General features: G+C 56.2%; 21 protein-coding genes, 2 tRNA genes and 2 rRNA genes. 10 read left to right on the top strand and 15 right to left on the bottom strand.

The window, feature by feature from the left end:
* Positions 1–447 precede the first annotated feature (447 nt).
* Together mqo and ACO6VX_RS16400 are read left to right on the top strand one after the other, a co-directional pair.
* On the top strand, positions 448–2,064 hold the full coding sequence (gene mqo / locus ACO6VX_RS16405; RefSeq protein ID WP_062759585.1) for a malate dehydrogenase (quinone): 1,617 nt from the start codon (positions 448–450) through the stop codon (positions 2,062–2,064).
* Positions 2,065–2,190: 126 nt separating this feature from the next.
* Positions 2,191–4,575, top strand: a complete 2,385-nt coding sequence (locus tag ACO6VX_RS16400; protein ID WP_122889823.1) for a phosphoketolase family protein — start codon at positions 2,191–2,193, stop codon at positions 4,573–4,575.
* Here the strand turns inward: ACO6VX_RS16400 and ACO6VX_RS16395 are convergent.
* A complete protein-coding gene (locus tag ACO6VX_RS16395; protein WP_422458226.1) occupies positions 4,572–5,159 on the bottom strand; it encodes a LysE family translocator in 588 nt (195 codons plus the stop codon). The genes ACO6VX_RS16400 and ACO6VX_RS16395 overlap by 4 nt on opposite strands.
* A 134-nt stretch (positions 5,160–5,293) precedes the next feature.
* On the opposite strand from ACO6VX_RS16395, the gene ACO6VX_RS16390 reads away from it, so the two are divergent.
* Complete coding sequence (locus tag ACO6VX_RS16390; protein WP_052270739.1) at positions 5,294–6,781, top strand: PLP-dependent aminotransferase family protein; 1,488 nt, start codon at positions 5,294–5,296, stop codon at positions 6,779–6,781.
* Here the strand turns inward: ACO6VX_RS16390 and ACO6VX_RS16385 are convergent.
* Positions 6,748–7,371: a glutathione S-transferase family protein gene (locus tag ACO6VX_RS16385; RefSeq protein ID WP_010253536.1), complete on the bottom strand. Its 624-nt coding sequence runs from the start codon at positions 7,369–7,371 to the stop codon at positions 6,748–6,750. The genes ACO6VX_RS16390 and ACO6VX_RS16385 overlap by 34 nt on opposite strands.
* A gap of 107 nt (positions 7,372–7,478) precedes the next feature.
* On the opposite strand from ACO6VX_RS16385, the gene ACO6VX_RS16380 reads away from it, so the two are divergent.
* Positions 7,479–8,327 carry a PhzF family phenazine biosynthesis protein gene (locus ACO6VX_RS16380; protein WP_010253539.1) on the top strand — a complete coding sequence of 283 codons (849 nt, stop codon included), beginning with the start codon at positions 7,479–7,481 and terminating at the stop codon, positions 8,325–8,327.
* A gap of 44 nt (positions 8,328–8,371) precedes the next feature.
* Here the strand turns inward: ACO6VX_RS16380 and ACO6VX_RS16375 are convergent, their stop codons facing one another.
* On the bottom strand, positions 8,372–9,130 hold the full coding sequence (locus tag ACO6VX_RS16375) for an SDR family NAD(P)-dependent oxidoreductase (RefSeq protein WP_010671464.1): 759 nt from the start codon (positions 9,128–9,130) through the stop codon (positions 8,372–8,374).
* Between the two features lie 115 nt (positions 9,131–9,245).
* Between ACO6VX_RS16375 and ACO6VX_RS16370 the strand changes: the two genes are divergently transcribed.
* The 3 genes from ACO6VX_RS16370 (at position 9,246) to ACO6VX_RS16360 (ending at position 12,814) form a co-directional block, all read left to right on the top strand.
* Positions 9,246–10,145: a LysR family transcriptional regulator gene (locus ACO6VX_RS16370; protein ID WP_010253546.1), complete on the top strand. Its 900-nt coding sequence runs from the start codon at positions 9,246–9,248 to the stop codon at positions 10,143–10,145.
* Positions 10,146–10,190: 45 nt separating this feature from the next.
* Positions 10,191–11,210, top strand: a complete 1,020-nt coding sequence (yhjD, locus tag ACO6VX_RS16365; protein WP_010671463.1) for an inner membrane protein YhjD — start codon at positions 10,191–10,193, stop codon at positions 11,208–11,210.
* 272 nt (positions 11,211–11,482) lie between these two features.
* The gene (locus ACO6VX_RS16360) at positions 11,483–12,814 is read left to right on the top strand and encodes an MFS transporter (protein ID WP_010671462.1); all 1,332 of its coding nucleotides are present in this window, start codon (positions 11,483–11,485) and stop codon (positions 12,812–12,814) included.
* Positions 12,815–13,330: 516 nt separating this feature from the next.
* On the opposite strand, the gene ilvC is transcribed toward ACO6VX_RS16360, so the two are convergent.
* Positions 13,331–14,806: a ketol-acid reductoisomerase gene (gene ilvC, locus ACO6VX_RS16355; RefSeq protein ID WP_010253551.1), complete on the bottom strand. Its 1,476-nt coding sequence runs from the start codon at positions 14,804–14,806 to the stop codon at positions 13,331–13,333.
* Positions 14,807–14,968: 162 nt separating this feature from the next.
* Between ilvC and ilvY the strand changes: the two genes are divergently transcribed.
* Positions 14,969–15,850, top strand: coding sequence for an HTH-type transcriptional activator IlvY (ilvY, locus tag ACO6VX_RS16350; protein WP_008926355.1), 882 nt, complete (start codon positions 14,969–14,971; stop codon positions 15,848–15,850).
* Here ilvY and ilvA read toward each other — a convergent pair whose 3' ends face one another.
* The 6 genes from ilvA to ilvL form a co-directional block, all read right to left on the bottom strand.
* Positions 15,851–17,398 (bottom strand): threonine ammonia-lyase, biosynthetic, encoded by a 1,548-nt coding sequence (gene ilvA, locus ACO6VX_RS16345; protein ID WP_010253553.1) that lies wholly within the window; start codon positions 17,396–17,398, stop codon positions 15,851–15,853.
* 2 nt (positions 17,399–17,400) lie between these two features.
* Positions 17,401–19,251: a dihydroxy-acid dehydratase gene (gene ilvD / locus ACO6VX_RS16340; protein WP_010253556.1), complete on the bottom strand. Its 1,851-nt coding sequence runs from the start codon at positions 19,249–19,251 to the stop codon at positions 17,401–17,403.
* A 62-nt stretch (positions 19,252–19,313) separates the two neighbouring features.
* Complete coding sequence (locus ACO6VX_RS16335) at positions 19,314–20,243, bottom strand: branched-chain amino acid transaminase (protein ID WP_010253558.1); 930 nt, start codon at positions 20,241–20,243, stop codon at positions 19,314–19,316.
* Positions 20,244–20,261: 18 nt separating this feature from the next.
* Positions 20,262–20,519, bottom strand: coding sequence for an acetolactate synthase 2 small subunit (gene ilvM / locus ACO6VX_RS16330; protein ID WP_008926359.1), 258 nt, complete (start codon positions 20,517–20,519; stop codon positions 20,262–20,264).
* Positions 20,516–22,162 carry an acetolactate synthase 2 catalytic subunit gene (gene ilvG, locus ACO6VX_RS16325; RefSeq protein ID WP_050680328.1) on the bottom strand — a complete coding sequence of 549 codons (1,647 nt, stop codon included), beginning with the start codon at positions 22,160–22,162 and terminating at the stop codon, positions 20,516–20,518. The genes ilvM and ilvG overlap by 4 nt, the downstream gene beginning before the upstream one ends.
* Before the next feature lie 150 nt (positions 22,163–22,312).
* Complete coding sequence (gene ilvL / locus ACO6VX_RS16320) at positions 22,313–22,411, bottom strand: ilv operon leader peptide (protein ID WP_072101316.1); 99 nt, start codon at positions 22,409–22,411, stop codon at positions 22,313–22,315.
* 330 nt (positions 22,412–22,741) lie between these two features.
* Between ilvL and ACO6VX_RS16315 the strand changes: the two genes are divergently transcribed.
* A complete protein-coding gene (locus ACO6VX_RS16315; protein ID WP_325177573.1) occupies positions 22,742–24,262 on the top strand; it encodes a YifB family Mg chelatase-like AAA ATPase in 1,521 nt (506 codons plus the stop codon).
* 25 nt (positions 24,263–24,287) lie between these two features.
* Here the strand turns inward: ACO6VX_RS16315 and ACO6VX_RS16310 are convergent, their stop codons facing one another.
* A complete protein-coding gene (locus tag ACO6VX_RS16310) occupies positions 24,288–24,626 on the bottom strand; it encodes a DUF413 domain-containing protein (RefSeq protein ID WP_010253568.1) in 339 nt (112 codons plus the stop codon).
* 120 nt (positions 24,627–24,746) lie between these two features.
* Between ACO6VX_RS16310 and hdfR the strand changes: the two genes are divergently transcribed.
* Positions 24,747–25,580, top strand: a complete 834-nt coding sequence (hdfR, locus tag ACO6VX_RS16305; protein ID WP_422458225.1) for an HTH-type transcriptional regulator HdfR — start codon at positions 24,747–24,749, stop codon at positions 25,578–25,580.
* Between the two features lie 118 nt (positions 25,581–25,698).
* On the opposite strand, the gene ACO6VX_RS16300 is transcribed toward hdfR, so the two are convergent.
* The 4 genes from ACO6VX_RS16300 to ACO6VX_RS16285 all read right to left on the bottom strand — a co-directional run.
* Positions 25,699–25,774 (bottom strand) — tRNA-Trp (locus ACO6VX_RS16300).
* A 7-nt stretch (positions 25,775–25,781) separates the two neighbouring features.
* Positions 25,782–25,858 (bottom strand) — tRNA-Asp (locus ACO6VX_RS16295).
* A gap of 87 nt (positions 25,859–25,945) precedes the next feature.
* Positions 25,946–26,061: ribosomal RNA gene (gene rrf, locus ACO6VX_RS16290) — 5S ribosomal RNA — on the bottom strand.
* Positions 26,062–26,272: 211 nt separating this feature from the next.
* Positions 26,273–26,957, bottom strand: a 23S ribosomal RNA gene (locus ACO6VX_RS16285); the annotation flags it as partial.

The following is a 26,957-nucleotide window of genomic DNA, read 5'->3' as shown; positions in this document are numbered from 1 at the left end:
TACACAAGCAGCCTTTCAGCCTCTCTTCCCCCAATTCCCGTTATTCCTTACTGCATAATAAATCGCTAAATTTCAGCGGATTAAATAATTCCGCACGGTGCATATCCATTCCGTCGTTGCACCAGCACGGGGCTTTTCAGCAACATGCCATTTCCGTTAACCCACTGACTTCACACTAAAAAAATCCTAATACGCCGCTGGCCCTGATGATTAATTCTTATGCTGAATCATTTCTGCATTTAAAAAATAAACAAATGTTTAATTCAGATGCGAGAATGTTATATTCAGATGACAAAGCATAACGTGCAGTTAACGCGTTATTACCGCTTTAACCCTATACCTGAGACTTAACCTTTGAGAAATAGCGCAACGCGCTCGTAAGAAGCGTGACTATTTCGCCTGCAAAACTGTTGGGCTTCAGGTCAACAGAAGAGGAGATGTCGCCTCATGTGCAATTCAGCTGTAAACCTTGCGCTCGCGATGAGTGCCATGGCAAAGGACACCACTACTACCGCGCAGGAGCGCAAAGACGTTGACGTGCTGCTGATTGGCGCAGGTGTGATGAGCGCCACCCTCGGCGCGTGGCTGCAGGATTTAGAGCCGGACTGGTCCATCGAAATGGTGGAGCGGCTGGATAGCGTGGCCGAAGAGTCGTCAAACGGCTGGAATAACGCGGGCACCGGTCATGCGGCGCTGGCAGAGCTGAACTATACGCCTCAGCAGGCGGATGGCAGCATCGACATCTCTAAAGCGGTAACGATCAACGAATCGTTCCAGATTTCCCGCCAGTTCTGGGCTTATCAGGTTCAGAAAGGCAACCTGCGCAACCCTAAAAGCTTTATTCATAGCACGCCGCACATGAGCTTTGTCTGGGGTGACGACAATGTCGACTTTCTGCGCAAGCGCTTTAAGGCGCTGCAGAAAAGCACCCTGTTCCGTGGCATGGCCTACTCCGAAGATCCGCAGCAGATTGCCCGCTGGATCCCGCTGGTGATGAATGGCCGTGACCGCAGCCAGAAAGTGGCCGCGACCTGGACGGAGATGGGCACCGACGTGAACTTCGGTGAAATCACCCGTCAGCTGATCGCCTCGCTAGAGAAGAAAGCGAATTTCCAGCTGCGTCTGCGCCAGGAAGTGCGTGAGCTGAAGCAGCTCGCCGACGGTCGCTGGCAGGTGACGCTGCAGTGTCTGAACAGCGGCACACGTCGCACACTGACGGCGGGTAGAATATTTATCGGTGCTGGCGGCGCAGCGTTACCGCTGTTGCAGAAGGCTGGCATCCCGGAAGCCAACGGTTACGCTGGTTTCCCGGTGGGCGGTTCATTCCTGGTAACGGAAAATCCGCAGGTCGTCGCGCAGCACATGGCCAAGGTCTATGGCAAAGCCAGCGTCGGTGCACCGCCGATGTCCGTGCCGCACGTCGACACCCGCGTGCTGGATGGCAAGCAGGTGCTGCTGTTTGGCCCGTTCGCCACCTTCTCGACTAAGTTCCTGAAGCAGGGTTCGCTGATGGATATGTTCACCTCACTGAACAGCAGCAATATGCTGCCGATGGTGAAAGTGGGGCTGAAAAGTTTTGATCTGGTGAAATACCTGATGGATCAGGTGCTGCAAAGCGATCGCGACCGGATGGATGCCCTGCGCGCCTATGTGCCGCAGGCGAAGCAGGAGGACTGGCGCTTAGTGACTGCCGGTCAGCGTGTGCAGATCATCAAGAAAGATGAGAAAGAGGGCGCCGTGTTACGCCTGGGCACCGAAGTGGTCGCCTCACAGGATGGCTCGATTTCAGCACTGCTGGGTGCATCGCCTGGCGCCTCTACGGCGGCACCGATCATGCTGGAGCTGCTGCACAAGGTCTGTCCTGAGCAGATGGCTTCGCCGGAATGGCAGAACAAAATCCGTGCGGTGATCCCATCCTGGGGACGTAAGCTGAACGGCGACGTAGCGCTGACAGAGAAAGTGTTAGCCGAAACCAGCCGGATTCTGCAGCTCGACTATTCGCCGGTTACCCCGATGGCAGCAAACGATGAAGGACGGGAAACCGCGTTCGTCGTCGGCAAATAATTCAGCGCCATTGATAAAAAGGCTCCGCACTGCGGGGCCTTTTTTATTGGCCGGTTACCTGGTCGATCCGGGCATTCTCTATTAGGGTTAAGGCATCTTTTAGCTGCACGATCAGGAGGAAACTGCATGTCTTATTCCCCTGCTTCACCGGAATTCACGCTGCTCGACCGCTACTGGCGGGCAGCAAACTACCTCTCCGTCGGACAAATTTACCTGATGGATAACCCGCTGTTGCGTGAGCCACTCAGGCCGGAACACATTAAACCGCGTCTGCTGGGTCACTGGGGCACAACGCCAGGCCTGAATTTTATCTATGCCCACCTCAACCGTGTTATCCGGAAGCAAAACCTGGATATGATCTACATCTGCGGACCAGGACATGGCGGCCCCGGCATGGTGGCGAATACCTGGCTTGAGGGCAGCTACAGCGAGATTTATCCGCACATCACGCAGGATGCGGCGGGCATGCAGCGTCTGTTCAAACAGTTCTCCTTTCCGGGGGGCATTCCCAGTCACGCGGCACCGGAAACGCCTGGCTCGATTAATGAAGGCGGTGAGCTGGGCTATTCGCTCTCCCATGCGTTTGGCGCGGCCTTCGATAATCCCGAACTGGTTGTACCCTGCGTGATTGGCGACGGCGAAGCGGAGACCGGTCCACTGGCCTCCAGCTGGCACGGCATCAAATTCCTGAATCCTGAACGTGACGGCGCGGTCCTGCCGATTCTGCATCTCAATGGCTACAAAATCGCCAACCCGACGCTGCTGGGTCGCAGCAGCGATGAAGATTTGCACCAGTTGTTCAGTGGCTACGGCTATGAGCCGCTGTTCGTCTGCGGGCATGAGCCTGAAAAAATGCATCCGCTGATGGCGGAGGCGCTGGATAGTGCCTTCAGTAAAATCGCCGCTTATCAGCGCGAGGCGCGCCTGGGCAAAGCCACCACCGGGGTGCCGCGCTGGCCAATGATTATTCTTCGCAGTCCCAAAGGCTGGACCGGTCCGAAAACGGTCGACGGAAAGAAAGTGGAGGATTTCTGGCGGGCGCATCAGGTGCCGGTCGCGGCCTGTCGCGAAGATGAAGGACATCGCCAGATCCTTGAGACGTGGATGCGGAGTTATCAGCCAGACGACCTGTTTGATGAACAGGGTCGCTTAAAGCCGGAACTGCAGGCGCTGGCACCGGAAGGTGATAAACGCATGGGGTCTTCGCCTTATGCCAATGGCGGCCTGTTGCGCCGTGAGCTGGATGCACCTGAACTCGCGGAGTTTGCCTGCGATGTCAGCGAGCCAGGCGCACAGATGGCGCAGGCCACTGAGCATCTGGGCCGCTATCTCAGCGTGCTGTTCCAGCGCAACCGCGATAATTTCCGCCTGTTTGGCCCGGATGAAACCGCCTCTAACCGCCTGACGCCGGTCTTCGACGTGACCAGCCGTACCTGGCTGGAACGTACTGAGCCTTACGATGAGCAGTTGGCGCGTGATGGCCGGGTGATGGAAATTCTCAGTGAGCATCAGTGTCAGGGCTGGCTTGAGGGCTATCTGCTGACCGGCCGCCACGGGCTGTTTAACTGTTATGAAGCTTTTATCCACATCGTCGATTCGATGTTTAACCAGCACGCCAAGTGGCTGAAAGTGTCGCGTAAACTGGGCTGGCGTAAGCCGATCTCGTCGCTGAACTATCTGCTCTCTTCGCACGTCTGGCGACAGGATCACAATGGCTACAGCCATCAGGATCCTGGCTTTATCGATCACGTTGCCAATAAAAAAGCGGACATTGTGCGCATCTATCTGCCGCCCGATGCCAATACGCTGCTGTGGGTTGGCGATCACTGCCTGCGCACCTGGGACCGCATCAATGTGATTGTGGCGGGCAAGCAGCCTGCGCCGCAGTGGCTGGATATGGCGAGTGCGGTAACCCATTGTGAAGCGGGCATGGGCGAGTGGCGCTGGGCGGGCACCACGCCAGAGCATGCGGAGCCGGATGTGGTGATGGCCTGTGCCGGTGATGTGCCGACCATGGAGACGATGGCGGCGGTGGATCTGCTGCGCGGTATGCTGCCCGAACTACGTATCCGCGTGGTGAACGTGGTCGATCTGCTGGCGCTGCAGCCGCAGGATCAGCATCCGCATGGCAAATCTGATGCGGAATTCGACGCGCTGTTTACCCAGGATAAACCGGTGATCTTCGCCTTCCACGGTTATCCGACGCTGATACATCGCCTGACCTATTCGCGTACCAACCACCGCAACTTCCATGTGCGCGGCTTCAATGAAGAGGGAACCACCACCACGCCATTTGATATGACGGTGCTGAACGAGCTTGACCGCTATCATCTGGCGCAGGAGGCGATTCTTCGCGTGCCTGGCCTGGCCGATGCGCATCCTGAGCTGCTGGACTTTCTGCAGGAGCGCATCGCTGAGCATCATCGCTATGTGCGTGAACACGGTGAAGATGTGCCGGAGGTGCAGAACTGGAAATGGCCGTCGGCCACAGCACCTGGTGCACCCGATTAAACGGCCAGCAAGGCGTCGGTCAGCATCCAGATGGTAGTCGCCACCAGCGACAGCGCCATCAGGCTGTTAAATAACTGACGCTTCCAGGCAATCTGCAGATGGCTGCGCAGGCGATCGCCCAGCGCAGCCCAGATCAGAATGCAGGGCAGGTTCAGCAGCATAAAGCCGATCATCACCGTCAGCACGCCGCTGCTGGCGCTGTACAACAGCGCCACATTGGTCGCCATCAGCCAGGCTTTGGGATTGATCGCCTGGAAACAGGCTCCGCCCAGCATCGTCATGGGCTGCGGCTTGCTGCGCACTTCAGGTGCTGCTGCACGGAAAATCTTCCACGAGAGCCACAACAGATAGGCACAGCCTGCCAGCGTCAGCGGCAGGCGAATCGCCGCCATCCAGTGCAGTAAGACCTCCAGTGCGACGCCGGCGATCACCGTTTGCAGCGCACAACCTACCAGTATGCCAAACACCATCGGCAGCGTGCGGCGCATGCCGAAATTGACGCCTGAGGTCGCCAGCAACAGATTGTTCGGGCCTGGCGTAATCGACATGACGGTAACGTAACTGAAGAAAGAGGGATCGAGCATAGTGACTCTCCTGAAAACAGACAGAGTTCTATGCTACGGCGGGGAAAGGGATGGTAACAGTGACACAAAATCACTATTGTTATGGTTACAGTTCCCGTTAACAGCAATTGTACCCATCCAATCCGGAGGCTACTGTGTCCCTTGCTCCCACTTCCGATCGGCCGCTCTATCAGCAGCTGGCAGACAGCTTCGCTGAGGCTATCCATCAGGGAACGCTGAAACCTGGCAAACGCCTGCCGGCGATCCGCCGCGTCGCCCAGTCACATCAGGTCAGCGTCAATACGGTACTGAATGCCTGGCAGTTACTGGAAGATCGCGGGCTGATTGAGGCGCGTCCCCAGTCGGGCTATTACGTGCGCGGCGTGTTGCCCGCCGTGACCCGCCATGGTCAGCATAAAACCCGGGTACGCGACCCCAGCAGCAGCAAGCTCGACCTGATCGATAAGGTATTTGCGGCGCAGAACCATCCCGACTACATCAATATTTCCCTGGCCTGCCCCCAGGATAGCGAGCTGTTTCCTGCGGCGCGTATTGCCCGGATTACTGCCTCACTGCTGCGCCGTGATCCGAACATGATTGGGCGCTATGCGCTTCCACCCGGTAGTGAGCGCTTACGGGAGGAGATTGCGCGACGGGCGCTGCACGCCGGACAGACGCTCACCGCCGATGAGATCACCCTGACCCACGGCTGTATGGAGGCGCTTCAGCTGGCGCTGCGGGCGGTCACGCAGCCCGGCGACTGCGTGGGGCTGGAGTCGCCAACCTACTTTTTCCTCTTCCCGCTGCTGGCTTCACTGGGCCTTAAGGCGCTGGAAATCCCCACCGATCCGCAGCATGGGCTGTCGCTGGATGCGCTGGAGATGCTGCTTCAGGAGCAGCGAATTAAGGCGCTGATTGCGATGCCGAGCGCGCAGAACCCGCTGGGCTGCGGTATGTCGCTGGAGAACAAGAAGCGGCTGGCGAAGTTAGTGAATACTTACCACGTTCCGCTGATAGAAGATGGGCTGTATGACGAGTTACAGTTCGACTGGCCGCTCTCGCCCGCGGTAAAAGCCTTTGATCGCGACGGCTGGGTGATCTACTGCACCAGCTTCACCAAAACCGTGGCGCCCGATTTCCGTATTGGCTGGACCGCCGCTGGCCGTTTTCATGATGCGATTGCCCGACTGAAAGCGGTGTCGTCGATGGCAGAATCCGCCCTGCTCTCTGAAACGCTGGCGGAGTTTCTTGCTTCCGGCGGTTATGACCACCATCTGCGCACGCTGCGCCGTCGCTACGCGGCCAACCTGGATGAGGCGCGGGGGCTGATCGCCCGCTACTTCCCGGAGGGCACCCGCGCGACGCTGCCGCGCGGTGGCTTCGTCTTCTGGGTCGAGTTACCGGGCGGCGTAAATACCACCGAGATGTTTGATCGGCTGCTGCAGGAGCAGATTTGCGTCACGCCCGGCGCGCTCTATTCGCTGAGCGAGCGCTACAACCATGCACTGCGCCTCTCCTGCTGCTATCCGTTTGATGCGCGCTACAGCTGGGCGATCAGACGCGCGGGCGAAATCGCCTGTGAACTGGCGGGAGTATCCTGCGGCGAGGCTCAGGGTGTACCGTTGCGGCCCCAGACGGTATAGCCGTGGCGTTCAGTCAGGCGTTCGTAATAGGTGCGTACCGCCGGATAATCAGGGTGTTCGAGCGGGGTTTCAAACCAGCGGTTCACCGCCAGACCAATCGGAATGTCTGCCAGCGTGAAATTACGTCCGGCAACGTAGCGACCGGTTTTTTCCAGCTGCTGATTGAGAATGCTCATGGTGTGTGCCCAGCCTTTGCTGGCCGCGGCCAACAGACGTGGATCCTGATGAGCCGGTGAGTTTCGCACCAGCGACATAAATGCGTAGCGCCATGAGGTGTTGAGTTCAGTGGACTGCCAGTCCATCCACTGATCGACAGGCGCACGCGTTTGCGGATGATGAGGATAGAGCCACTCGCCGCCATAGGCGTTCGCCAGATAGCGCAGGATGGCGTTGGATTCCCACATCACAAAGTCATCATCTTTCAGTACCGGCACCATCGCATTGGGGTTGAGTGCCATGAATTCGGGCAGATGCGTTGAGCGGAATCCGTCGCCCCACTCTTCGCGCTGATAATCAAGGTCAAGCTCGTCACACAGCCATAATACTTTGCGCACGTTGATTGAGGAGGCGCGTCCCAGGATCGTTAGCATTCACAGTCTCCGGTAAAATCTTTAACTTATTGATAACGCTGTTAGCTGTTATAAGCAATCATCCGGCAGAGAAAAGGCCGCACTGAACCCAATCGCAAGGAGTCATCATGAAGGTCGCGTTTAAGCAAGTCGATGTGTTTACCTCAGCAGCCTTTAATGGCAATCCGCTGGCGGTGATTATGGATGCTCAGGGGTTGAGCGACAGCCAGCTGGCGGCGATTGCCCGCTGGACTAACCTGTCGGAAACCACCTTTGTGCTGCCGCCACAACATGAAGAGGCGGACTACCGGGTGCGTATTTTTACCGTGGAAGGCGAACTGCCGTTTGCCGGTCATCCGACGCTGGGCACCGCACACGCGCTGCTGGAGGCGGGCTGGCCAACCCGTACGCCGGGCGAAATCGTGCAGGAGTGCGGCGTCGGTAACGTGACGGTGAAGATTAATGAGACGGGCGGACTGGCCTTTGCCGCGCCTGCTGCCACCCTGATGCCATGGCAGGATGCGCTGATGGGTAACGCCTTAAACAGCGATGCGTTCGATTTGACGCAAAGCCCGACCGTGGTGGATATGGGTATCCGCTGGCTGCTGGTGCCGATGGTCAGCGCCGAGGCCGTGCTGGCGCTGCAGCCCAATGTCAGCGATTTGCAGCGCCTGATTAAACATGCGGGTGTCTCGGGCGTGATGCCTTTTGGCCGTTTGCCCTCGGGCGAGCATGAACAGTATGAAGTGCGTGGCCTGCTGGTGGAAAATGGCAGCCTGACCGAAGATCCGGTGACCGGCAGCGCCAACGCCTGTCTGGCGCGTTACTTTGCAGCCGCAGGCCATACCACCTCCTATCGCGTGCGTCAGGGTACTGCCCTGCAGCGTGCCGGTCGGGTGAACGTAACCTTTAATGGTGAAACCATCTGGATTGGCGGTAATACCGTTACCGTTATCGATGGCACCATTACGCTGTAAAAGGCGGCGACGTCGCGGGGTGCTTTCCGCGACGCCACCAGCGGTTAAATCCCCTGCCCGCCTGAGGCTTCAATACGCTGAGCGGTGATCCAGCCGGTTTCGTCACTGAGGATCGCGCTGATGGCGTCGCCGATATCATCCGGCAGTCCGACCCGGCCCAGCGCCGTCAGCCCGGCAATCTGATGGTTAATCTCGGGAGTATCGCGTACCCGGCCACCGCCAAAGTCGGTCTCTATCGCGCCAGGTGCCAGGATATTGACGCGAATGCGTCGTTCGCCCAGCTCCTTCGCCTGGTAGCGCGTCAGTACTTCCATCGCCCCTTTCATCGACGCATAGGTCGAGGAGCCAGGATAGATCAGCCGGGTCAGACCGCTGGAGATATTCAGGATGCGGCCACCGTCGTTGATCAGCGGCAGCAGCTTCTGGGTCAGGAAGTAAGGCCCTTTGAAATGCACATTAACCAGCGCATCAAATTCCGCCTCGGTAGTGTCGGTAAATGGCTTGTAGTGTCCGTGTCCGGCGTTGTTCACTAAATAGTCAAAGCGCTCCCGCTGCCACTGCTGTTGCAGTGCCTCTTTCACCTGGCCGACAAAGCGATCGAACTGACCGGTTTCGCCGACGTCCAGCGCCAGCGCCACTGCACGCCGTCCCAGCGCCTCAATCTCCTTCACCACCGTCTGTGCTTCATCGGCATGGCTGCGGTAAGTCAGGATAATGTCTGTCCCCCTGGCCGCCAGTTTTAACGCGCCATTACGGCCTAAACCGCGGTTTGCACCGGTAATTAACGCCACTTTCTGATTCATCTCTCGCACCTGTTGAAAAATTGAACACAGGTTAAGGATATTCGCGAATTATTGATCTATAAACAGTGTTAAATGCGCATCACTGTTTCAATAAAAACAACAATCGGTGAACAACATGGACAAAATTCACGCAATGCAGGTGTTTGTGCGGGTGGCCGAAATGGGCAGTTTTACCCGAGCGGCAGAGAGTTTAGGTGTCCCCAAAGGCAGCGTTTCGCGGCAGATACAGGCGCTGGAGAATCAAATGGCAACACGTTTGCTGCATCGCACCACGCGCCGGGTGCAACTAACCCAGGACGGGTTGGTCTATTACGATCGCTGTCTTGATTTATTGTCGATGATTGACGATATGGACAGCCTGTTCCAGCACGAGCCTGCCTCGCTCAGCGGTAAACTCCGGATTGATATGTCTGTGGCCATGGCCACCAGTTTTATCCTGCCACGGCTGCCGGAATTTTTGCAGCACTACCCCGGCGTAGAGATTGAGCTGAGCAGCAGCGACCGTCAGGTGGATGTAATCCGGGAAGGTTTTGACTGCGTAATCCGCGTCGGTGAGCTCAAAGATTCTGGCCTGATTGCGCGAAAAATTGGTACCCATACCTTGATCAACTGTGCCAGCCCTGGCTACCTTTCGCGTTTCGGCATGCCGATCCGGCTGGAAGAGCTGTCGCAGCATGCGATGGTGCATTACAGCCAGCAACTGGGTCAGGCCTCACCGGGTTTTGAATATTTTGATGGCAGGCAGTGTCACTATGTTCACACCGGCGGTGTGGTCACCGTGAACAGCACCGAAACCTATCGCGCCGCCTGTCTGGCGGGGTTAGGCATTATTCAGGTGCCTGCCGCCGGGATTCAGACATTACTGGAAAGAGGCGAGCTGGTAGAAGTGCTGCATCGCTTTCCCGCCAGACCGATGCCGATCCACCTGCTCTATCCGCACCGGCGCAATGTGGCGCGTCGCGTGCGGGTTTTTATGGAGTGGCTGAGTCAGGTGTTACAGGAGTACGTCACCTGAGCGGCTATACTTTGATTTTAATGATAAACAGGACAGTGAAGGTCTATGACAGACAAGCAGGAAAACCCGCAGGATACGCAGCCGCAAAAGCCGCTTATCGATATTAAAACCGGCAACGAGACGGTTGATCATTCGATTGTGCGCGTGTCGCGTTTTGCCGCCTGGTTTCAGGCGATCCCGGCAGTGGCGCATTTTATTCGCGCCCTTGACCGCTTTAATGATCGGCTCGGCAGCCAGTTTGGCGCGGCCATTACCTATTTCTCTTTTTTATCGCTGATCCCCATTCTGATGGTGTCGTTTGCGGCCGTGGGTTTTGTGCTGGCATCGAACCAGGATCTGCTGACCGATATCATCAACAAAATCGTCAGCAGCATCAGCGACCCGACGCTGGCCACCACGCTGAAGAATACGGTAAATACCGCCATTCAGCAGCGTGCCACCGTGGGTATTACCGGTTTACTGCTGGCGCTCTACTCCGGTCTTAACTGGATGGGTAACCTGCGCGAAGCGATTCGTGCCCAGTCGCGCGACGTATGGGAACGCAAACCGGATGACAAAGAGAAGATCTGGAAGCGTTATATTCGCGATTTCCTGTCGCTGACCGGTCTGATGCTGGCGCTGGTGATTACGCTGTCGCTGACCTCGGTAGCCGGTTCGGCGCAGGCAATGATCGTCAGCGCACTGGGGCTGGATGGCATCGACTGGTTACGGCCCGCCCTGACCATTATCGCCACCTCGATTTCCGTTATGGCTAACTATCTGCTGTTCCTGTGGATTTTCTGGATCCTGCCGCGTCATAAGCCGCGTAAGAAAGCGCTGTTTCGCGGCACGCTGCTGGCGGCAATCGGTTTTGAGGTGATCAAGTTTGTGATGACGCTGACGCTGCCGAAGCTGGCGACCTCGCCTTCCGGTGCGGCCTTTGGTTCCGTGCTTGGCCTGATGGCGTTTTTCTACTTCTTCGCCCGTCTGACGCTGTTCTGTGCGGCGTGGATCGCCACCGCCAAATATAAAGACGACCCACAAATGCCTGAAGCGGGCAGCGCGTCACGACACAAATCATCGTAATCCGTTAACAACAGCGGAAAATATCACCCCTCGGCTATTTTTTAACCAGATAACAGGATGAATAGCTGAGGGGTCACTTTTATTTAGCCCTTTCGTAGAGTATCCCGCCATATATCGTCCGGATTACCCCGGTATCACCCGACATTCGTCGCACCTCAGAAATTATCCTCTTTTTGCCCGCTGAAGCCAGACGCGGCGCGGGTTTTCATCATTGAATGCGCTCTGGCAGATGCGTAAGATTCTTTGTCTGTATTTACAAATAAGAAACAGTTATGCAAGCCTCCCTCACAGACACGCTCGACAAACAGCAGGATCCCACGCCGGTTAACTCACGCAGTAAAGTGGTGATTGCCTCGCTGGTCGGAACGGCCATCGAGTTCTTCGACTTTTATATTTATGCCACTGCTGCGGTGATTGTTTTCCCGCACATTTTCTTCCCGCAGGGTGATGCCACGGTCGCGACGCTACAGTCGCTGGCCACCTTTGCTATCGCCTTTATCGCGCGTCCGATTGGCTCCGCCGTGTTTGGTCACTTTGGCGATCGCGTGGGTCGCAAAGCCACGCTGGTTGCCTCGCTGCTGACCATGGGGATCTCCACCGTGGTGATTGGTCTGCTGCCCGGCTATGAAACCATCGGCGTGATGGCTCCGCTGCTGCTGGCGCTGGCGCGTTTTGGTCAGGGACTGGGACTGGGTGGTGAATGGGGTGGCGCGGCGCTGCTGGCGACGGAAAATGCCCCGGCGAAGAAGCGTGCGCTTTACGGCTCCTTCCCTCAGCTGGGTGCGCCGATTGGCTTTTTCTTCGCTAACGGCACTTTTCTGCTGCTTTCGTGGCTGCTGACCGACGAGCAGTTTATGCAGTGGGGCTGGCGCGTGCCGTTTATTCTCTCTGCCGTGCTGGTGCTGATTGGCCTGTATGTGCGCGTTTCGCTGCATGAGAGTCCGGTGTTTGCCAAAGTACAGAAAGAGAAGAAGCAGGTTCGGGTGCCCATTGCGGCGCTGCTGAGCAAGCATCTGACTGCCACCATTCTCGGCACCTTTATCATGCTGGCGACCTATACGCTGTTCTATATCATGACCGTCTATTCGATGAGCTACGGCACCACGGCAGCACCGGCCGGTCTGGGTATTCCGCGTAATAGTATGTTGTGGATGCTGATGCTGGCGGTGATTGGCTTTGGAGTGATGGTGCCGATTGCCGGTTTGCTGGCTGACCGTTTTGGTCGCCGCAAGACGATGATTACCATTACGCTGATGATTATCGCGTTTTCGTTCCTGTTTCCGGCGATGCTCGGTTCCGGATCGCAGGCGCTGGTGATGGCGTTTCTGTTGCTGGGTCTGAGCATTATGGGCCTGACCTTTGGTCCGATGGGCGCCCTGCTGCCGGAGCTGTTTCCGACCGAAGTGCGTTATACCGGCGCATCGTTCTCTTATAACCTCTCATCGATTCTGGGTGCCTCTGTTGCGCCTTATATCGCGACCTGGCTGAATGCGCATTATGGTTTGCAGGCGGTGGGGCTTTATCTGGCGTCGATGGCCGTGCTGACGCTGATTGCATTGCTCGCCTGTAAAGAGACACGTAATCAGACGCTGTATGACGTTTAATCCGGCTGGATGAAGGTCAGTGAAAACCCGGCGGCTGCCGGGTTTTTTTATGGAGCAGGCTCACAGAGTACAACCGCTCTGAAGGGTTAAACAATATCAGGCGACAGGCTCAGGGAGCATACGCCTTAAGCGGGTTAGCTTTCTGTTTGAAAAAACCGGACCTCGCTGAAAAGCGTATTGATACTGGCAGCAATAAAGAAGCTTAAGGGCACAGGGAATACGGTCAGAAGAGGAAAGCGTCCCGCGCCAGGGACAAAAACGCCGGGAGCGTTTTTGAACAACGCAAAGCGTTGGCCCGGAAACGGGCGCACCTCAGGGATGAGGTGCGTAATCGCGCGGGCCGAGCATGCCATGGATGGCGGTTTTGCGTCTTTCCGATCTGACCGTATTCCATGTGCCTGCACTGTCTCACAGCAGTGCAGGCACGGTCTCACAGAGAACCGTCCAGCCGTTGTTCACCAACAAAAAACCCCGGCAAGCCGGGGTTTGTTTTGCTGAAAACTGTGATGACGGTAATTAGCCCGCGACAGCGATACGCTTCATGTCGGTCATGTAGCCACGCAGCTTACGGCCAACGGTTTCAATCGGATGCTGGCGAACCGCTTCGTTAACGTCACGCAGCTGCGCGTTATCAACCTGCGTGCCTTCAACCGCTTTACCCAGATCGCCTGGCTGCAGCGTGGTCATGAACTCTTTCAGCAGCGGCACCGCGGCGAAGGAGAACAGGTAGTTACCATATTCGGCGGTATCGGAGATCACCACGTTCATTTCATACAGGCGCTTACGGGCGATGGTGTTCGCGATCAGCGGCAGCTCATGCAGTGATTCGTAGTAAGCAGACTCTTCAATGATACCGGCGTCCACCATGGTTTCAAACGCCAGCTCAACGCCCGCTTTAACCATCGCAACCATCACCACACCTTTGTCGTAGTACTCCTGCTCTTCGATTTTGCCTTCATACTGTGAAGCGGTTTCGAACGCGGTCTGGCCGGTCTCTTCACGCCAGGTCAGCAGGTTTTTATCATCGTTAGCCCAGTCCGCCATCATGCCGGAAGAGAATTCGCCGGAGATGATGTCATCCATATGTTTCTGGAACAGCGGTGCCATGATGGTTTTCAGCTGCTCTGACAGCGCATAAGCGCGCAGTTTAGCCGGGTTAGAGAGGCGATCCATCATCAGTGTGATGCCGCCAAACTTCAGTGATTCGGTGATGGTTTCCCAGCCGAACTGGATCAGTTTTTCTGCGTAAGCCGGGTCAGTGCCTTCAGCCACCAGCTTGTCGAAGCAGAGCAGTGAACCAGCCTGCAACATGCCGCACAGGATAGTCTGTTCACCCATCAGGTCAGATTTCACTTCTGCAACGAAAGAGGACTCCAGCACGCCAGCACGATCGCCGCCAGTTGCTGCTGCCCAGGCTTTGGCAATCGCCATGCCTTCGCCTTTTGGATCGTTTTCCGGATGGACCGCGATCAGCGTCGGTACACCAAAGCCACGTTTGTACTCTTCACGAACTTCTGTACCCGGACACTTCGGTGCCACCATCACCACGGTGATGTCTTTACGAATGCTTTCGCCCACTTCAACGATGTTGAAACCGTGCGAGTAGCCCAGCGCAGCGCCATCTTTCATCAGCGGCTGAACAGCCTGAACTACAGCGGAGTGCTGCTTGTCTGGCGTCAGGTTTACCACCAGGTCAGCCTGCGGGATCAGTTCTTCGTAGGTGCCCACTTTGAAACCGTTATCGGTCGCTTTGCGCCATGAAGGGCGTTTTTCCGCAATTGCTTCAGCACGCAGTGCATAGGCCACATCCAGACCGGAATCACGCATGTTCAGACCCTGATTCAGGCCCTGCGCACCACAGCCAACGATAACGACTTTTTTGCCTTTCAGGAAACTGGCACCATCCGCGAATTCATCGCGCGCCATGAAACGGCACTTGCCTAATTGCGCCAGCTGGTTGCGCAGGTTCAATGTGTTGAAATAGTTAGCCATGGGTACTCCGGTAAGGTTGTGTTTGCTTTTTTTGTTCAGGAACGGCGTGTCATGCAGCGCCGCGAATGACCCCATCATATGACAGGAATTCTGTTGCTTAAATTGATATATTAACAACGTCACATTGCAAGAAATGCAACACCACCCAGAGGCGACACGCACATGGATTTACGGGATCTGAAACTGTTTCTTCATCTGGCAGAAAGCTGCCACTTCGGGCGCACTGCGCGTGCTATGCACGTCAGCCCTTCCACGCTGTCACGCCAGATCCAGCGGCTTGAAGAAGATGTCGGCCATGCGCTGTTTCTGCGCGATAACCGCACCGTGACGCTGACAGAAGCGGGCGAACGCCTGCGCCAGTTTGCCCAGCAGACGCTGTTGCAGTATCAGCAACTGCGCCATGTGATGGATCTTAACGGTCCGTCGCTCAGCGGCGAGCTGCGCCTGTTCTGCTCAGTGACGGCGGCCTACAGTCATCTGCCGCCCATCCTCGACCGCTTTCGGGCTGAACATCCGCAGGTCGAAATCAAACTGGATACCGGCGATGCCGCGGATGCGGTGGAAAAAGTGCACTCCGGCGATGCCGATCTGGCCATTGCCGGCCGTCCTGAAACGCTGCCCGCCAGCATTGATTTTATGCCACTGGGGCTGATCCCGCTGGTGCTGATCGCGCCTGCACTGCCCTGTGCCGTTCGTACCCAGGCAACACAGCCGCAGCCCGACTGGTCAAAAATTCCGTTTATCCTGCCGGTGCAGGGACCGGCACGGCGACGTATCGATCTTTGGTTCCGCCGCCAGCGCATCCCGAATCCGGTGATTTACGCCACGGTCTCGGGGCATGAGGCGATTGTTTCGATGGTGGCGCTGGGCTGCGGTATTGCACTTTTACCGGATGTGGTGCTGGAAAACAGCCCGGATCCAGTGCGTAACCGCGTGCTGCTACTGGAGAATATTGACTCGGTTGCGCCGTTCGAACTCGGCATCTGCGTGCAAAAAAAGCGGCTCGGAGAGCCGCTGATCAGTGCTTTCTGGAGCCAGCTGTAATCAGTTGCCTGACAGGAAGAAGCGGAATGCCGGGTTCTGGCTTTCGTCATGAAAGTCGTAACCCAGATCGGTGAGATGCTCTTCGAAGCGTGGCTCATCGCTGCCAAGTTCAAAAGCGGCCAGCACACGGCCATAATCGGTGCCGTGGCTGCGATAATGAAACAGCGAGATATTCCAGTGGGTGCCCAGCGTTTGCAGGAACTTCAGCAACGCGCCGGGTGCCTCCGGGAATTCAAAGCTGAAGAGGCGTTCACGCAGTGGTTTAGAAGGACGTCCGCCCACCATGTAACGCACGTGCAGTTTCGCCATCTCATCATCCGAGAGATCGACCACCTGATAACCGCCGCTGGTGAGTTCGCTGATGATCTCGCTGCGCTCTTCTACGCCGCGCGTCAGTCGTACGCCAACAAAGATGCAGGCTTTGTCCGCATCGGCGTAGCGGTAGTTGAACTCGGTAATCGACCGTCCACCCAGCGTCTGGCAGAAACGCAGGAAACTGCCCTGCTGTTCCGGGATCGTTACGGCCAGCAGCGCTTCACGCTGTTCGCCCAGCTCGCAGCGCTCAGAAACGTAGCGCAGGCCGTGGAAATTGACGTTGGCCCCGGATAACACATGTGCCAGCCGCTCGCCTTTGATCCCGTGCTGCTGGATATACTTTTTCATGCCCGCCAGCGCCAGCGCGCCAGAGGGCTCCGCCACAGCACGGACATCTTCAAACAGATCTTTCATTGCGGCACAAATGGCATCGCTGTCGACGGTGATGATGTCATCGATGTATTCCTGACAGAGCCGAAAGGTTTCGCTGCCAATCCGTTTCACCGCCACCCCTTCGGCAAACAGCCCGACGCGCGGCAGATCGACCGGATGACCCGCCTCCAGCGCTGCTTTCAGGCAGGCTGAATCTTCTGACTCCACCGCAATCACTTTGATTTGCGGCATCAGCTGCTTGATCAGCACCGCGACGCCAGCTGCCAGACCTCCACCGCCAACCGGGACAAAGACCCGGTCGAGATGCGCATCCTGCTGCAGCAGCTCCATCGCCAGCGTGCCCTGTCCGGCTATGACGGCCGGATGGTCAAACGGCGGCACGAAGGTGTAACCGCGCTGTTCAGAGAGTTCTATCGCTTTGGCTTTCGCCTCGTCAAAGTTGGCCCCGAACAGGAAAGCCTCACCGCCAAATGCGCGCACCGCATCAACCTTGATGTCTGCCGTCGCCAGCGGCATCACAATCAGTGACTTGATGCCCAGCTTAGTGGCGGAGAGCGCCACGCCCTGCGCATGGTTACCGGCTGACGCCGTTACCACGCCGCGCGCTTTCTGCTCTTCGTTCAGACCGGCAATCATCGCGTAGGCACCGCGCACCTTAAAACTGTGCACCGGCTGACGATCTTCCCGCTTCACCAGAATGGTGTTGCCGAGACGCGATGAGATTTTTTCCATAACCTGCAGCGGCGTCACCTGTGCCACTTCATACACCGGTGAACGCAACACTGCGCGCAAATACTCGGCGCCACAAGGCGCCTCGGGTAGCGGTTGAGACTCGGCCATCGTTAGCCTCCCAGCTTGCTCTTATCGCGGACGGCGCCTTTGTCAGCACTGGTCGCGAGTAATGCGTAGGCACGCAGCGCAAAGGAGACTTCACGCTGACGATTGACCGGCGTATACGCCGCATCGCCACGTGCCTGCTGCTCTTCACGACGGGCGTGCAGTTCGTTATCCGGTACGGCGAGTTTGATACCGCGGTTAGGGATATCGATTTCGATGGTGTCGCCATCTTTGACCAGCGCAATGGTGCCACCGTTGGCTGCTTCAGGCGAGGCGTGACCGATAGAGAGGCCCGACGTACCGCCAGAGAAACGACCATCGGTGATCAGCGCGCAGCTTTTGCCCAGCCCCATCGATTTCAGATAAGTGGTCGGATAGAGCATCTCCTGCATGCCTGGCCCGCCTTTTGGACCTTCGTAGCGAATGACGACCACATCGCCCGCAACGACTTTGCCGCCCAGAATCGCTTCAACGGCGTCATCCTGGCTTTCATAGACTTTGGCCGGACCGGTGAAGGTCAGGATCTCTTTGTCTACGCCCGCAGTTTTTACGATACAGCCATCTTCCGCGATGTTGCCGTAGAGCACGGCCAGACCGCCATCCTGCGAGTAAGCGTTTTCACGGGTACGGATACAGCCTTCGGCACGGTCATCATCCAGCGTGTCCCAGCGGCAGTTCTGTGAGAACGCCTGGGTGGTACGAATACCCGCCGGACCCGCGCGGAACATATCTTTTACCGCCTGATCTTTGGTCAGCATGATGTCGTACTGATCCAGCGTTTCACGCATGGTCTGCTGCAGGATATTACGGGCGCTGCTGTCGAACAGGCCGGCACGATCCAGCTCGCCGAGAATGGCGAACACGCCACCCGCGCGATGCACATCTTCCATGTGGTATTTCGGGGTACTTGGCGCCACTTTACAGAGCTGAGGCACTTTGCGTGACAGGCGATCGATGTCGGAGATATTAAAGTCGATATCGCCTTCCTGTGCGGCTGCCAGCAGGTGGAGCACGGTGTTGGTGGAGCCACCCATGGCGATATCCAGCATCATGGCGTTCTCAAAAGCGGCCTTGTTCGCGATGTTACGCGGCAGCATGTTGACATCATCCTGCTCGTAATAGCGCTTGGTCAGGCTTACGATGCGCTTACCGGCATTGATGAACAGCTCTTTGCGATCGGCGTGCGTAGCCAGCAGTGAACCGTTGCCAGGCTGCGACAGACCGAGTGCTTCAGTCAGGCAGTTCATCGAGTTGGCGGTGAACATACCGGAGCAGGAGCCGCAGGTCGGACAGGCAGAGCGTTCGATCTGCTCGCTGTCGGCATCGCTGACGTTCGGGTTGGCACCCTGAATCATCGCATCTACCAGATCCAGCTTGATGATCTGGTCAGAAAGCTTGGTTTTACCCGCTTCCATCGGTCCGCCTGAAACGAAGATCACCGGAATATTGAGGCGCAATGACGCCATCAGCATACCCGGGGTGATTTTGTCGCAGTTAGAGATGCAGACCATGGCGTCGGCACAGTGGGCGTTGACCATGTACTCGACCGAGTCAGCAATCAGCTCACGCGACGGCAGTGAATACAGCATGCCGCCATGACCCATGGCAATACCGTCATCCACCGCAATGGTGTTGAACTCTTTAGCCACACCGCCTGCCGCTTCGATCTGCTCGGCGACAAGTTTACCAAGATCACGCAGGTGAACGTGGCCCGGCACAAATTGGGTGAATGAGTTAACCACAGCGATGATCGGCTTGCCGAAATCGTCGTCGGTCATTCCTGTCGCGCGCCATAAGGCACGGGCACCCGCCATATTGCGGCCGTGGGTGGTGGTGGCGGAACGGTACTTAGGCATACTCTATTTACTCCAGTAAGAATAAGCTCGCGGACGTCAGATGACGCCCGCGCTGTATCTGATTATGGGTTAACCGGATCTAACCAGCCCCATTTGTCTTCGGTTTCGCCGGTGAACAGGCCAAAGAAGGCCTCCTGGATGCGTTTGGTCACCGGGCCACGTTTGCCTTCGCCAACCTGAATGCGGTCAACGCTGCGCACCGGTGTAATTTCTGCCGCGGTGCCAGACATAAAGACTTCGTCAGCCAGATAGAGAGATTCACGCGACAGGGTCTGCTCACGCACTTCAATGCCCATATCGCGCGCCAGCGTGATGATGGCATCGCGGGTGATGCCCGGCAGTGCTGAAGAGGTAAATGGCGGGGTAAAGAGCACGCCATCTTTAACTTCAAACAGGTTTTCGCCTGCACCTTCTGAGATCAGGCCATTAGTATCCAGCGCAATCCCTTCCTGATAGCCGTGACGACGGGCTTCGCTGCCCACCAGCAGTGAGGAGAGGTAGTTACCGCCCGCTTTAGCGGCGGTTGGCAGGGTGTTCGGTGCTACGCGGTTCCATGAGGAGACCATGGCATCGATGCCGTTCTCAAGGGCTTCAGCGCCCAGGTATGCGCCCCACGGGAACGCCGCAATGATCACATCGGTGGTGAAGCCGTCTGGCGGGTTCACGCCCAGGCCCACATCGCCGACAAAGGCCAGCGGACGGATATAAGCACTTTTCAGTTTGTTCACGCGGATGACTTCGCGGCACGCTTCCATCAGCTCATCAACGCTGCTTTTAATCGGGAAGCGATAGATTTTGGCGGAGTCGTGCAGACGTTGCATGTGTTCGCGATGGCGGAACACAACCGGTCCTTTGTGAGAGTCGTAGCAGCGCACGCCTTCAAATACCGACGTACCGTAGTGCAACGCGTGGGACATGACGCTGACCTTCGCCTCTTCCCACTTAACCATCTCGCCATTGAACCAAATAAAGTCTGCTTTCTTCGTGCTCATTGTTATTCCCTCTCGCGGCTAAGCGCGGATTTGTTGTGTTGTCTGTTGTTGAATCTGAACGCATGCAACGTCGATCAATTTGCTTAACTGCGAAGACAGTAAATCGACGGAACGCTGACTGGCAACGGTCATTTCAATATTAATGTTTTCTGCGTTGGCGACTGAGGCCATGTTCATAGAACAGACCTGAAAACCGCGGTGACGCACTACGCGTAAAATGCGCTCCAATATTTCAGGGCGGAAACGGGCTTCGATAGACAATTGATGCTGGTTCATACAGTTTTCTCCATCATGTTTGCATTGCTGGCACCCGGCGGTACCAGTGGCCAGACGTTTTCATGCTCATCAATTGCAACATGCAGGAAGTAAGGACCTTCGCTGTTCAGCAGAGCATCAAGGGCGGCGTCGACCTGATCTTTACGGGTAATGCGCTGGCCGGGAATATTGAAAGCGCTGGCCAGCGTGAGGAAGTCGGGGTTGTCGGACAGATTGGTTTCACTGTAGCGGCCATCGAAAAACAGCTGCTGCCACTGACGCACCATGCCCAGACGCTGGTTATCCAGCAGTACGATTTTGACCGGCAGTTTGCCGCGCTTGATGGTGCCCAGCTCCTGGATGTTCATCATGATGGAGCCATCGCCCGAGACACAGATAACCGTATCTTCCGGGCGTGCAACCTGCGCACCGATGGCGGCGGGTAAACCAAAGCCCATGGTGCCTAAGCCGCTGGAGGTGATGAAGTTCTCTGGCGCGCTGAATGCCATGTGTTGCGCCGTCCACATCTGGTGCTGACCGACGTCGGTGGTCACTACGGTATTGGCCGGTTTGCGATCGGAAAGCTGCTTCAGCAACAGCGGTGCATAGATCGCTTCGCCCGGATGGTCGTAGCGCCATGGGTGACTGGCCTTAAGCGCTTTCATCTCATCGCGCCAGGCGTTGATATGCAGAGGCTGACTCAGGGCGGGCAGCAGTTCGTTGAGATCACCCTGCAGAGAGACGTGTGCACGACGTAATTTGTTTAACTCAGCGGGATCGATATCGAGATGAATTACGCTGGCATGGGGGGCAAAGGTGTCCAGCTTGCCGGTCACGCGGTCATCGAAACGGGCGCCGACCGCGATCAGTAAGTCACAACTCTGCACCGCCAGGTTGGCGGCTTTAGTACCGTGCATCCCCAGCATGCCGAGATACACCTCGCTGTGGGGATCTACGCTGCCCAGCCCCTTTAAGGTGGCCACTGCCGGGATGCCGGTCTCTTCTGCCAGCGCGCGCAGTGCCGGAACAGCCTGTGCCAGGCCAACGCCTCCACCAACATAGAGCATTGGTTTTCTGGCCTGCGCCATCAGTGCGCGTGCTTCCTGAATCGCCTGATGCGGCAGCGCGCTTCCCTCTTCTACCGGAACCAGATGCGGGGCAGGTTCTCCCTGCGCAATCTGAATATCTTTAGGAATGTCCACCAGTACCGGACCCGGACGGCCCGACTGCGCCAGCGCAAAGGCTTCTGCCATGATGGCGGGCAGCTCATCCAGCGATTCAACCAGGAAGCTGTGTTTGGTGCAGGCCAGCGATAAGCCCAGTACGTCGATTTCCTGAAAGGCGTCGGTACCAATAAAAGCGGAAGAGACCTGACCCGTTACGGCAACCACCGGAACCGAATCCATCATGGCATCTGCCAGACCGGTAATCAGGTTGGTCGCGCCAGGGCCAGAGGTGGCGATACAGACGCCGGTTTTGCCGGTTGAGCGCGCATAACCGATCGCCGCCATCACAGCGCCCTGCTCGTGGCGACACAGTAGGTGTTCCACGCCGCCGTCGTAGAGCGCGTCGTATACCGGCATGATTGCGCCGCCAGGGTAACCGAATACGGTATCAACACCCTGCGCGCGTAAAGCCTGAACTACCCACTGTGCACCTGTCATCGCTATTCTCCTGTGTCCTGACCGGAACAACAGAATTTTATGCTACTGTTCATTGTTTGTTCCTTGTGGATTTACTGATATTTCCTCTGGTCGAAAAAAAACCCCCGGACCTTTCGGTGCGGGGGTTTTTTCGGATTCGAGGCTTGATTTCTAAGCCTTTCTTTCTCCAAGCGTTGCCCCGCACGGTAGGTTAATAACCACCACCACGCTAATCACGACCAGGCTAATCACTTGTAGAAGGGCTTTCATGTGTTGTTCAATTCTTTCGCTTGTTCGAAGTAATGCCTACAGAGTTATCATAGTCAGGGGGCATGACACAACTTTTTTTACAGAATTTTTTTAGCGCCTGGCGCTAAATCGCGGTCTATCAATTTGTAATACAAGAAATAATTACATGATGATAATTATTCATCACTTTACTGACGTAATAATGTTTTGGTGAATTTGCGCGCAGACACGCAGCGTTTTAACAGGTTGTGAAAAAACTTCTGATAGGTTGTGCAATGACCCGAATAGTGCTGATGATGCCCTGGCTTTCCTTTGATGCTGTCACCAGACTGACGGTAACAAGGAGCGAGTATGTCATTGTCAAAAGTTCTGACCCGGGCAGCGCTGGGAGTGGAAGCCCCGCTGGTGACCATCGAGGCACACATCAGTAACGGACTGCCTGCGTTAACGCTGGTGGGGCTGCCTGAAACCACGGTGAAAGAGGCGCGTGAGCGGGTACGCAGCGCCATTATCAACAGCGGTTTTGCCTTCCCGGCAAAACGCGTCACCATCAATCTGGCACCCGCAGATTTACCCAAAGAGGGCGGGCGGTATGACTTACCCATGGCGATTGCCATTCTGGTGGCCTCTGAGCAGCTTCCTGCCGACAAGCTGACGCACTATGAGTTTCTGGGTGAGCTGGCACTCGACGGTGCACTGTGCGGTGTACAGGGCGCGATTCCAGCGGCCATGGTAGCCATTCAGGCTGGACGACAGCTGGTCCTCTCCGCTGAGAATCAGTGTGATGCCGGGCTAATCCGTCAGGGCTCGTCGCTGGTTGCCTCTCACCTCAGCGAAGTGTGCGCCTTTCTGCGCAATGAACTTACATTACCGACAGCCCAATATCCTGAGCATCAGGGCGATGCACCTGCTGACGATCTCGCTGATATCATTGGTCAGGAACAGGGACGCAGAGCACTGGAGATCACTGCGGCTGGCGGGCACAACCTGTTGCTGATCGGGCCCCCTGGCACCGGTAAAACCATGCTCGCTACCCGGTTGCCCGGCATCATGCCCTCTTTAAGCGATCAGGAAGCACTGGAGTGCGCGGCAATCGCCAGCCTGGTGAACAGCAATACCCTGCATCGACAGTGGCGCACCCGTCCTTTCAGATCACCTCACCACAGCGCCTCTCTCTATGCTCTGATTGGCGGCGGCTCACTGCCACGGCCCGGTGAGATCTCACTGGCGCATAACGGCGTGCTGTTTCTGGATGAATTACCGGAATTTGATCGCAAGGTACTGGACTCCCTGCGCGAACCATTAGAGTCGGGCATCATCGCTATTTCACGCGCACGGGCAAAAGTTACCTACCCGGCCCGGTTTCAGCTGATTGCTGCGATGAATCCAAGTCCAACCGGACACTATCAGGGACAGCATAACCGCTGCTCACCCCAGCAGGTGCTGCGTTATCTCAGTAAGCTATCCGGCCCTTTTCTTGATCGTTTTGATCTTTCGCTGGAGGTGCCGCTACTCCCCAGCGGCATGCTCAGCGGTCAGCGCGCCAAAGCGGAAGCATCTGAGCAGGTTCGTCATCGGGTGGTCGCAGCACGTGACATTCAGCTGACCCGTGCAGGAAAAATAAATGCGCATTTAAACAATGCAGAGATTATGCGCTGGTGTCAGCCTGCTAAAGAGGATGCGGAGTGGCTGGAGTCAGTGCTGGAGAAACTGGGTTTATCTGTACGGGCATGGCAGCGGATTTTAAAAGTGGCCCGTACCCTGGCCGATCTGGCTGGGGAAACAGACATCACCCGGCATCATCTGCAGGAAGCTGTCAGCTATCGCACGATAGATCGATTAATGATCCATCTGCATAACAGCCTGCAATAAAAAAGGGGCTTTCGCCCCTTCTCTGTTAATCGTCGCTGTCGGTGAAGTCTTCAACGGTGTCCATCTGCGGTTTACCGCCAGACAGCGTATGAAAACGTTTAGGACGCTTAATGCGGGTCATATACTTAGACCATACACGTTCAGCTTCCGTTTGCGGCTCACGCACGCCACGACACACTTCAATAAACAAACGTTCTTCTTCGGTTGCAGGCTCACGCTTTGATAAATCCAGCTCATTAAAGGCAAAACCGTGGCGTTCAAGAAGCTGAGCTTCTTTAATAGTAAAGTCACCGTGGCGTGAGAAACCACGCGGGTAATGTTTGTTATCAAAGAAACGATTCTCTGTTGAGAAGCTTTCCGCCATGTTACACGCTCCTGATTTTCTAATGCCGTGCTGTTAATGGCGCGGAGTATTAGATAGGCTTGACAGAGTGTAAAACAAAACATTTAAATCTATACGACAAACATTTTTTGGGAGAACGCTGTGGATACGGAATTACTGAAAACTTTCCTGGAAGTGAGCAGAACTCGCCATTTCGGGCGTGCTGCAGAAGCACTTTACCTCACGCAATCTGCTGTCAGTTTTCGCATCCGTCAGTTAGAGAATCAGCTTGGCGTTAACCTTTTTACACGGCATCGCAATAACATACGTCTGACGGCGGCCGGAGAGCGACTGCTCCCCTATGCTGAAAGCCTGATGAGCACCTGGATGATGGCGAAGAAGGAGGTTTCTCACACTCAGCAGCACCATGAGCTTTCAATAGGTGCCAGTGCATCACTATGGGAGGCTTATCTGACGCCATGGCTACAGACGCTCTACGAGAATCGGGAGAGCCTGCACTTAGAAGCGCGCGTGGCACAACGACATCTGCTGGTTAAGCAACTCCATGAGCGCCAGCTGGATCTGTTGATCACCACTGAAGCACCTAAGATGGATGAGTTAACCAGTCAGCAGATTGGTCATATTTCACTGGCGCTTTTCTGCGCCCGGCAGAGCGAGAAGCGTGAAAAATATGATTATATCAAGCTGGAATGGGGAGCAGATTTTCATCAGCATCAGAGCTATCTCTCCGGGGCTGATGATGTACCGGTACTGACCACCACGTCGGCACATGTCACCCGTGAACTGCTACATACCACCGGAGCATGCGCATTTCTGCCGGACTTCTGGCAGAGTGTGTACAGTGAGTTGATGGTGATTCCGGATACGCCCGTCGCCGTGCGTCCGCTCTATGCTGTCTGGTTGCAGAACAGCGAGCAGCAGGCACATATCCGTCAGTTGCTTAAATTCCCGATTCTGGTCAGGCAAAATAGCTGAATTTGCAGGCAGGACAGTAGGCAGGGAAGATCAGAGGCCAGTTAGATTTAGCTGGTTTTTCTTTTTTGCTTTTTTAAAGGCAAAAAAAAATCCTTTGCCGAAGCAAAGGATCGTTTTCTGGCAGGGGCGGAGGGACTCGAACCCCCAACACCCGGTTTTGGAGACCGGTGCTCTACCAATTGAACTACGCCCCTAATAGGGTGGCGGAACGGACGGGGCTCGAACCCGCGACCCCCTGCGTGACAGGCAGGTATTCTAACCAACTGAACTACCGCTCCACCGATTCCTTCACAGCTGTCAGCGACTGGCTGATGGCCGTCTGTTCCTGTTATTTTCCTTGTCAGGGGAAAAGGAACGAATTTGATGCCTGGCAGTTCCCTACTCTCGCATGGGGAGACCCCACACTACCATCGGCGCTACGGCGTTTCACTTCTGAGTTCGGCATGGGGTCAGGTGGGACCACCGCGCTAAAGCCGCCAGGCAAATTCTTTGTGCTCTGTCCTGTGTCTTTTGTGCTGATGCTGCGTTGGCCGCCCTCGCGCTACTCCGTCACATACTTCAGTATGCTCCTTCGTATCGGTCGGTTGCCGCCTTGCCTCAGCGCAAAATCCTTCGGACTTCAGTCCGCAGGACACAACTGTATCCGGTTAACAAGCTGAAAATCTGTCTCTCAAAAACGCCTCTGGCGTTGTAAGGTTAAGCCTCACGGGTCATTAGTACCGGTTAGCTCAACGCATCGCTGCGCTTACACACCCGGCCTATCAACGTCGTAGTCTTCAACGTCCCTTCAGGACTCTCAAGGAGTCAGGGAGAACTCATCTCGGGGCAAGTTTCGTGCTTAGATGCTTTCAGCACTTATCTTTTCCGCACTTAGCTACCGGGCAATGCCATTGGCATGACAACCCGAACACCAGTGGTGCGTTCACTCCGGTCCTCTCGTACTAGGAGCAACCCCCCTCAATTCTCCAGCGCCCACGGCAGATAGGGACCGAACTGTCTCACGACGTTCTAAACCCAGCTCGCGTACCACTTTAAACGGCGAACAGCCGTACCCTTGGGACCTACTTCAGCCCCAGGATGTGATGAGCCGACATCGAGGTGCCAAACACCGCCGTCGATATGAACTCTTGGGCGGTATCAGCCTGTTATCCCCGGAGTACCTTTTATCCGTTGAGCGATGGCCCTTCCATTCAGAACCACCGGATCACTATGACCTGCTTTCGCACCTGCTCGAGCCGTCACTCTCGCAGTCAAGCCAGCTTATGCCATTGCACTAACCTCACGATGTCCGACCGTGATTAGCTGACCTTCGTGCTCCTCCGTTACTCTTTAGGAGGAGACCGCCCCAGTCAAACTACCCACCAGACACTGTCCGCA

The organism is Pantoea sp. BJFS-204 (assembly GCF_049310725.1).
GTDB classification, from domain to species: domain Bacteria; phylum Pseudomonadota; class Gammaproteobacteria; order Enterobacterales; family Enterobacteriaceae; genus Pantoea; species Pantoea agglomerans.
Note: the sequence above shows the minus strand (reverse complement) of the source record. Positions and strands in the feature narration are given on the sequence as shown.

Coding starts and splice junctions, on each gene's coding strand:
- mqo (WP_062759585.1), top strand. CDS start 448: ATGTGCAATTCAGCTGTAAACCTTGCGCTCGCGATGAGTGCCATGGCA.
- ACO6VX_RS16400 (WP_122889823.1), top strand. CDS start 2,191: ATGTCTTATTCCCCTGCTTCACCGGAATTCACGCTGCTCGACCGCTAC.
- ACO6VX_RS16395 (WP_422458226.1), bottom strand. CDS start 5,159: ATGCTCGATCCCTCTTTCTTCAGTTACGTTACCGTCATGTCGATTACG.
- ACO6VX_RS16385 (WP_010253536.1), bottom strand. CDS start 7,371: ATGCTAACGATCCTGGGACGCGCCTCCTCAATCAACGTGCGCAAAGTA.
- ACO6VX_RS16380 (WP_010253539.1), top strand. CDS start 7,479: ATGAAGGTCGCGTTTAAGCAAGTCGATGTGTTTACCTCAGCAGCCTTT.
- ACO6VX_RS16375 (WP_010671464.1), bottom strand. CDS start 9,130: ATGAATCAGAAAGTGGCGTTAATTACCGGTGCAAACCGCGGTTTAGGC.
- ACO6VX_RS16370 (WP_010253546.1), top strand. CDS start 9,246: ATGGACAAAATTCACGCAATGCAGGTGTTTGTGCGGGTGGCCGAAATG.
- yhjD (WP_010671463.1), top strand. CDS start 10,191: ATGACAGACAAGCAGGAAAACCCGCAGGATACGCAGCCGCAAAAGCCG.
- ACO6VX_RS16360 (WP_010671462.1), top strand. CDS start 11,483: ATGCAAGCCTCCCTCACAGACACGCTCGACAAACAGCAGGATCCCACG.
- ilvC (WP_010253551.1), bottom strand. CDS start 14,806: ATGGCTAACTATTTCAACACATTGAACCTGCGCAACCAGCTGGCGCAA.
- ilvY (WP_008926355.1), top strand. CDS start 14,969: ATGGATTTACGGGATCTGAAACTGTTTCTTCATCTGGCAGAAAGCTGC.
- ilvA (WP_010253553.1), bottom strand. CDS start 17,398: ATGGCCGAGTCTCAACCGCTACCCGAGGCGCCTTGTGGCGCCGAGTAT.
- ilvD (WP_010253556.1), bottom strand. CDS start 19,251: ATGCCTAAGTACCGTTCCGCCACCACCACCCACGGCCGCAATATGGCG.
- ACO6VX_RS16335 (WP_010253558.1), bottom strand. CDS start 20,243: ATGAGCACGAAGAAAGCAGACTTTATTTGGTTCAATGGCGAGATGGTT.
- ilvM (WP_008926359.1), bottom strand. CDS start 20,519: ATGAACCAGCATCAATTGTCTATCGAAGCCCGTTTCCGCCCTGAAATA.
- ilvG (WP_050680328.1), bottom strand. CDS start 22,162: ATGACAGGTGCACAGTGGGTAGTTCAGGCTTTACGCGCGCAGGGTGTT.
- ilvL (WP_072101316.1), bottom strand. CDS start 22,411: ATGAAAGCCCTTCTACAAGTGATTAGCCTGGTCGTGATTAGCGTGGTG.
- ACO6VX_RS16315 (WP_325177573.1), top strand. CDS start 22,742: ATGTCATTGTCAAAAGTTCTGACCCGGGCAGCGCTGGGAGTGGAAGCC.
- ACO6VX_RS16310 (WP_010253568.1), bottom strand. CDS start 24,626: ATGGCGGAAAGCTTCTCAACAGAGAATCGTTTCTTTGATAACAAACAT.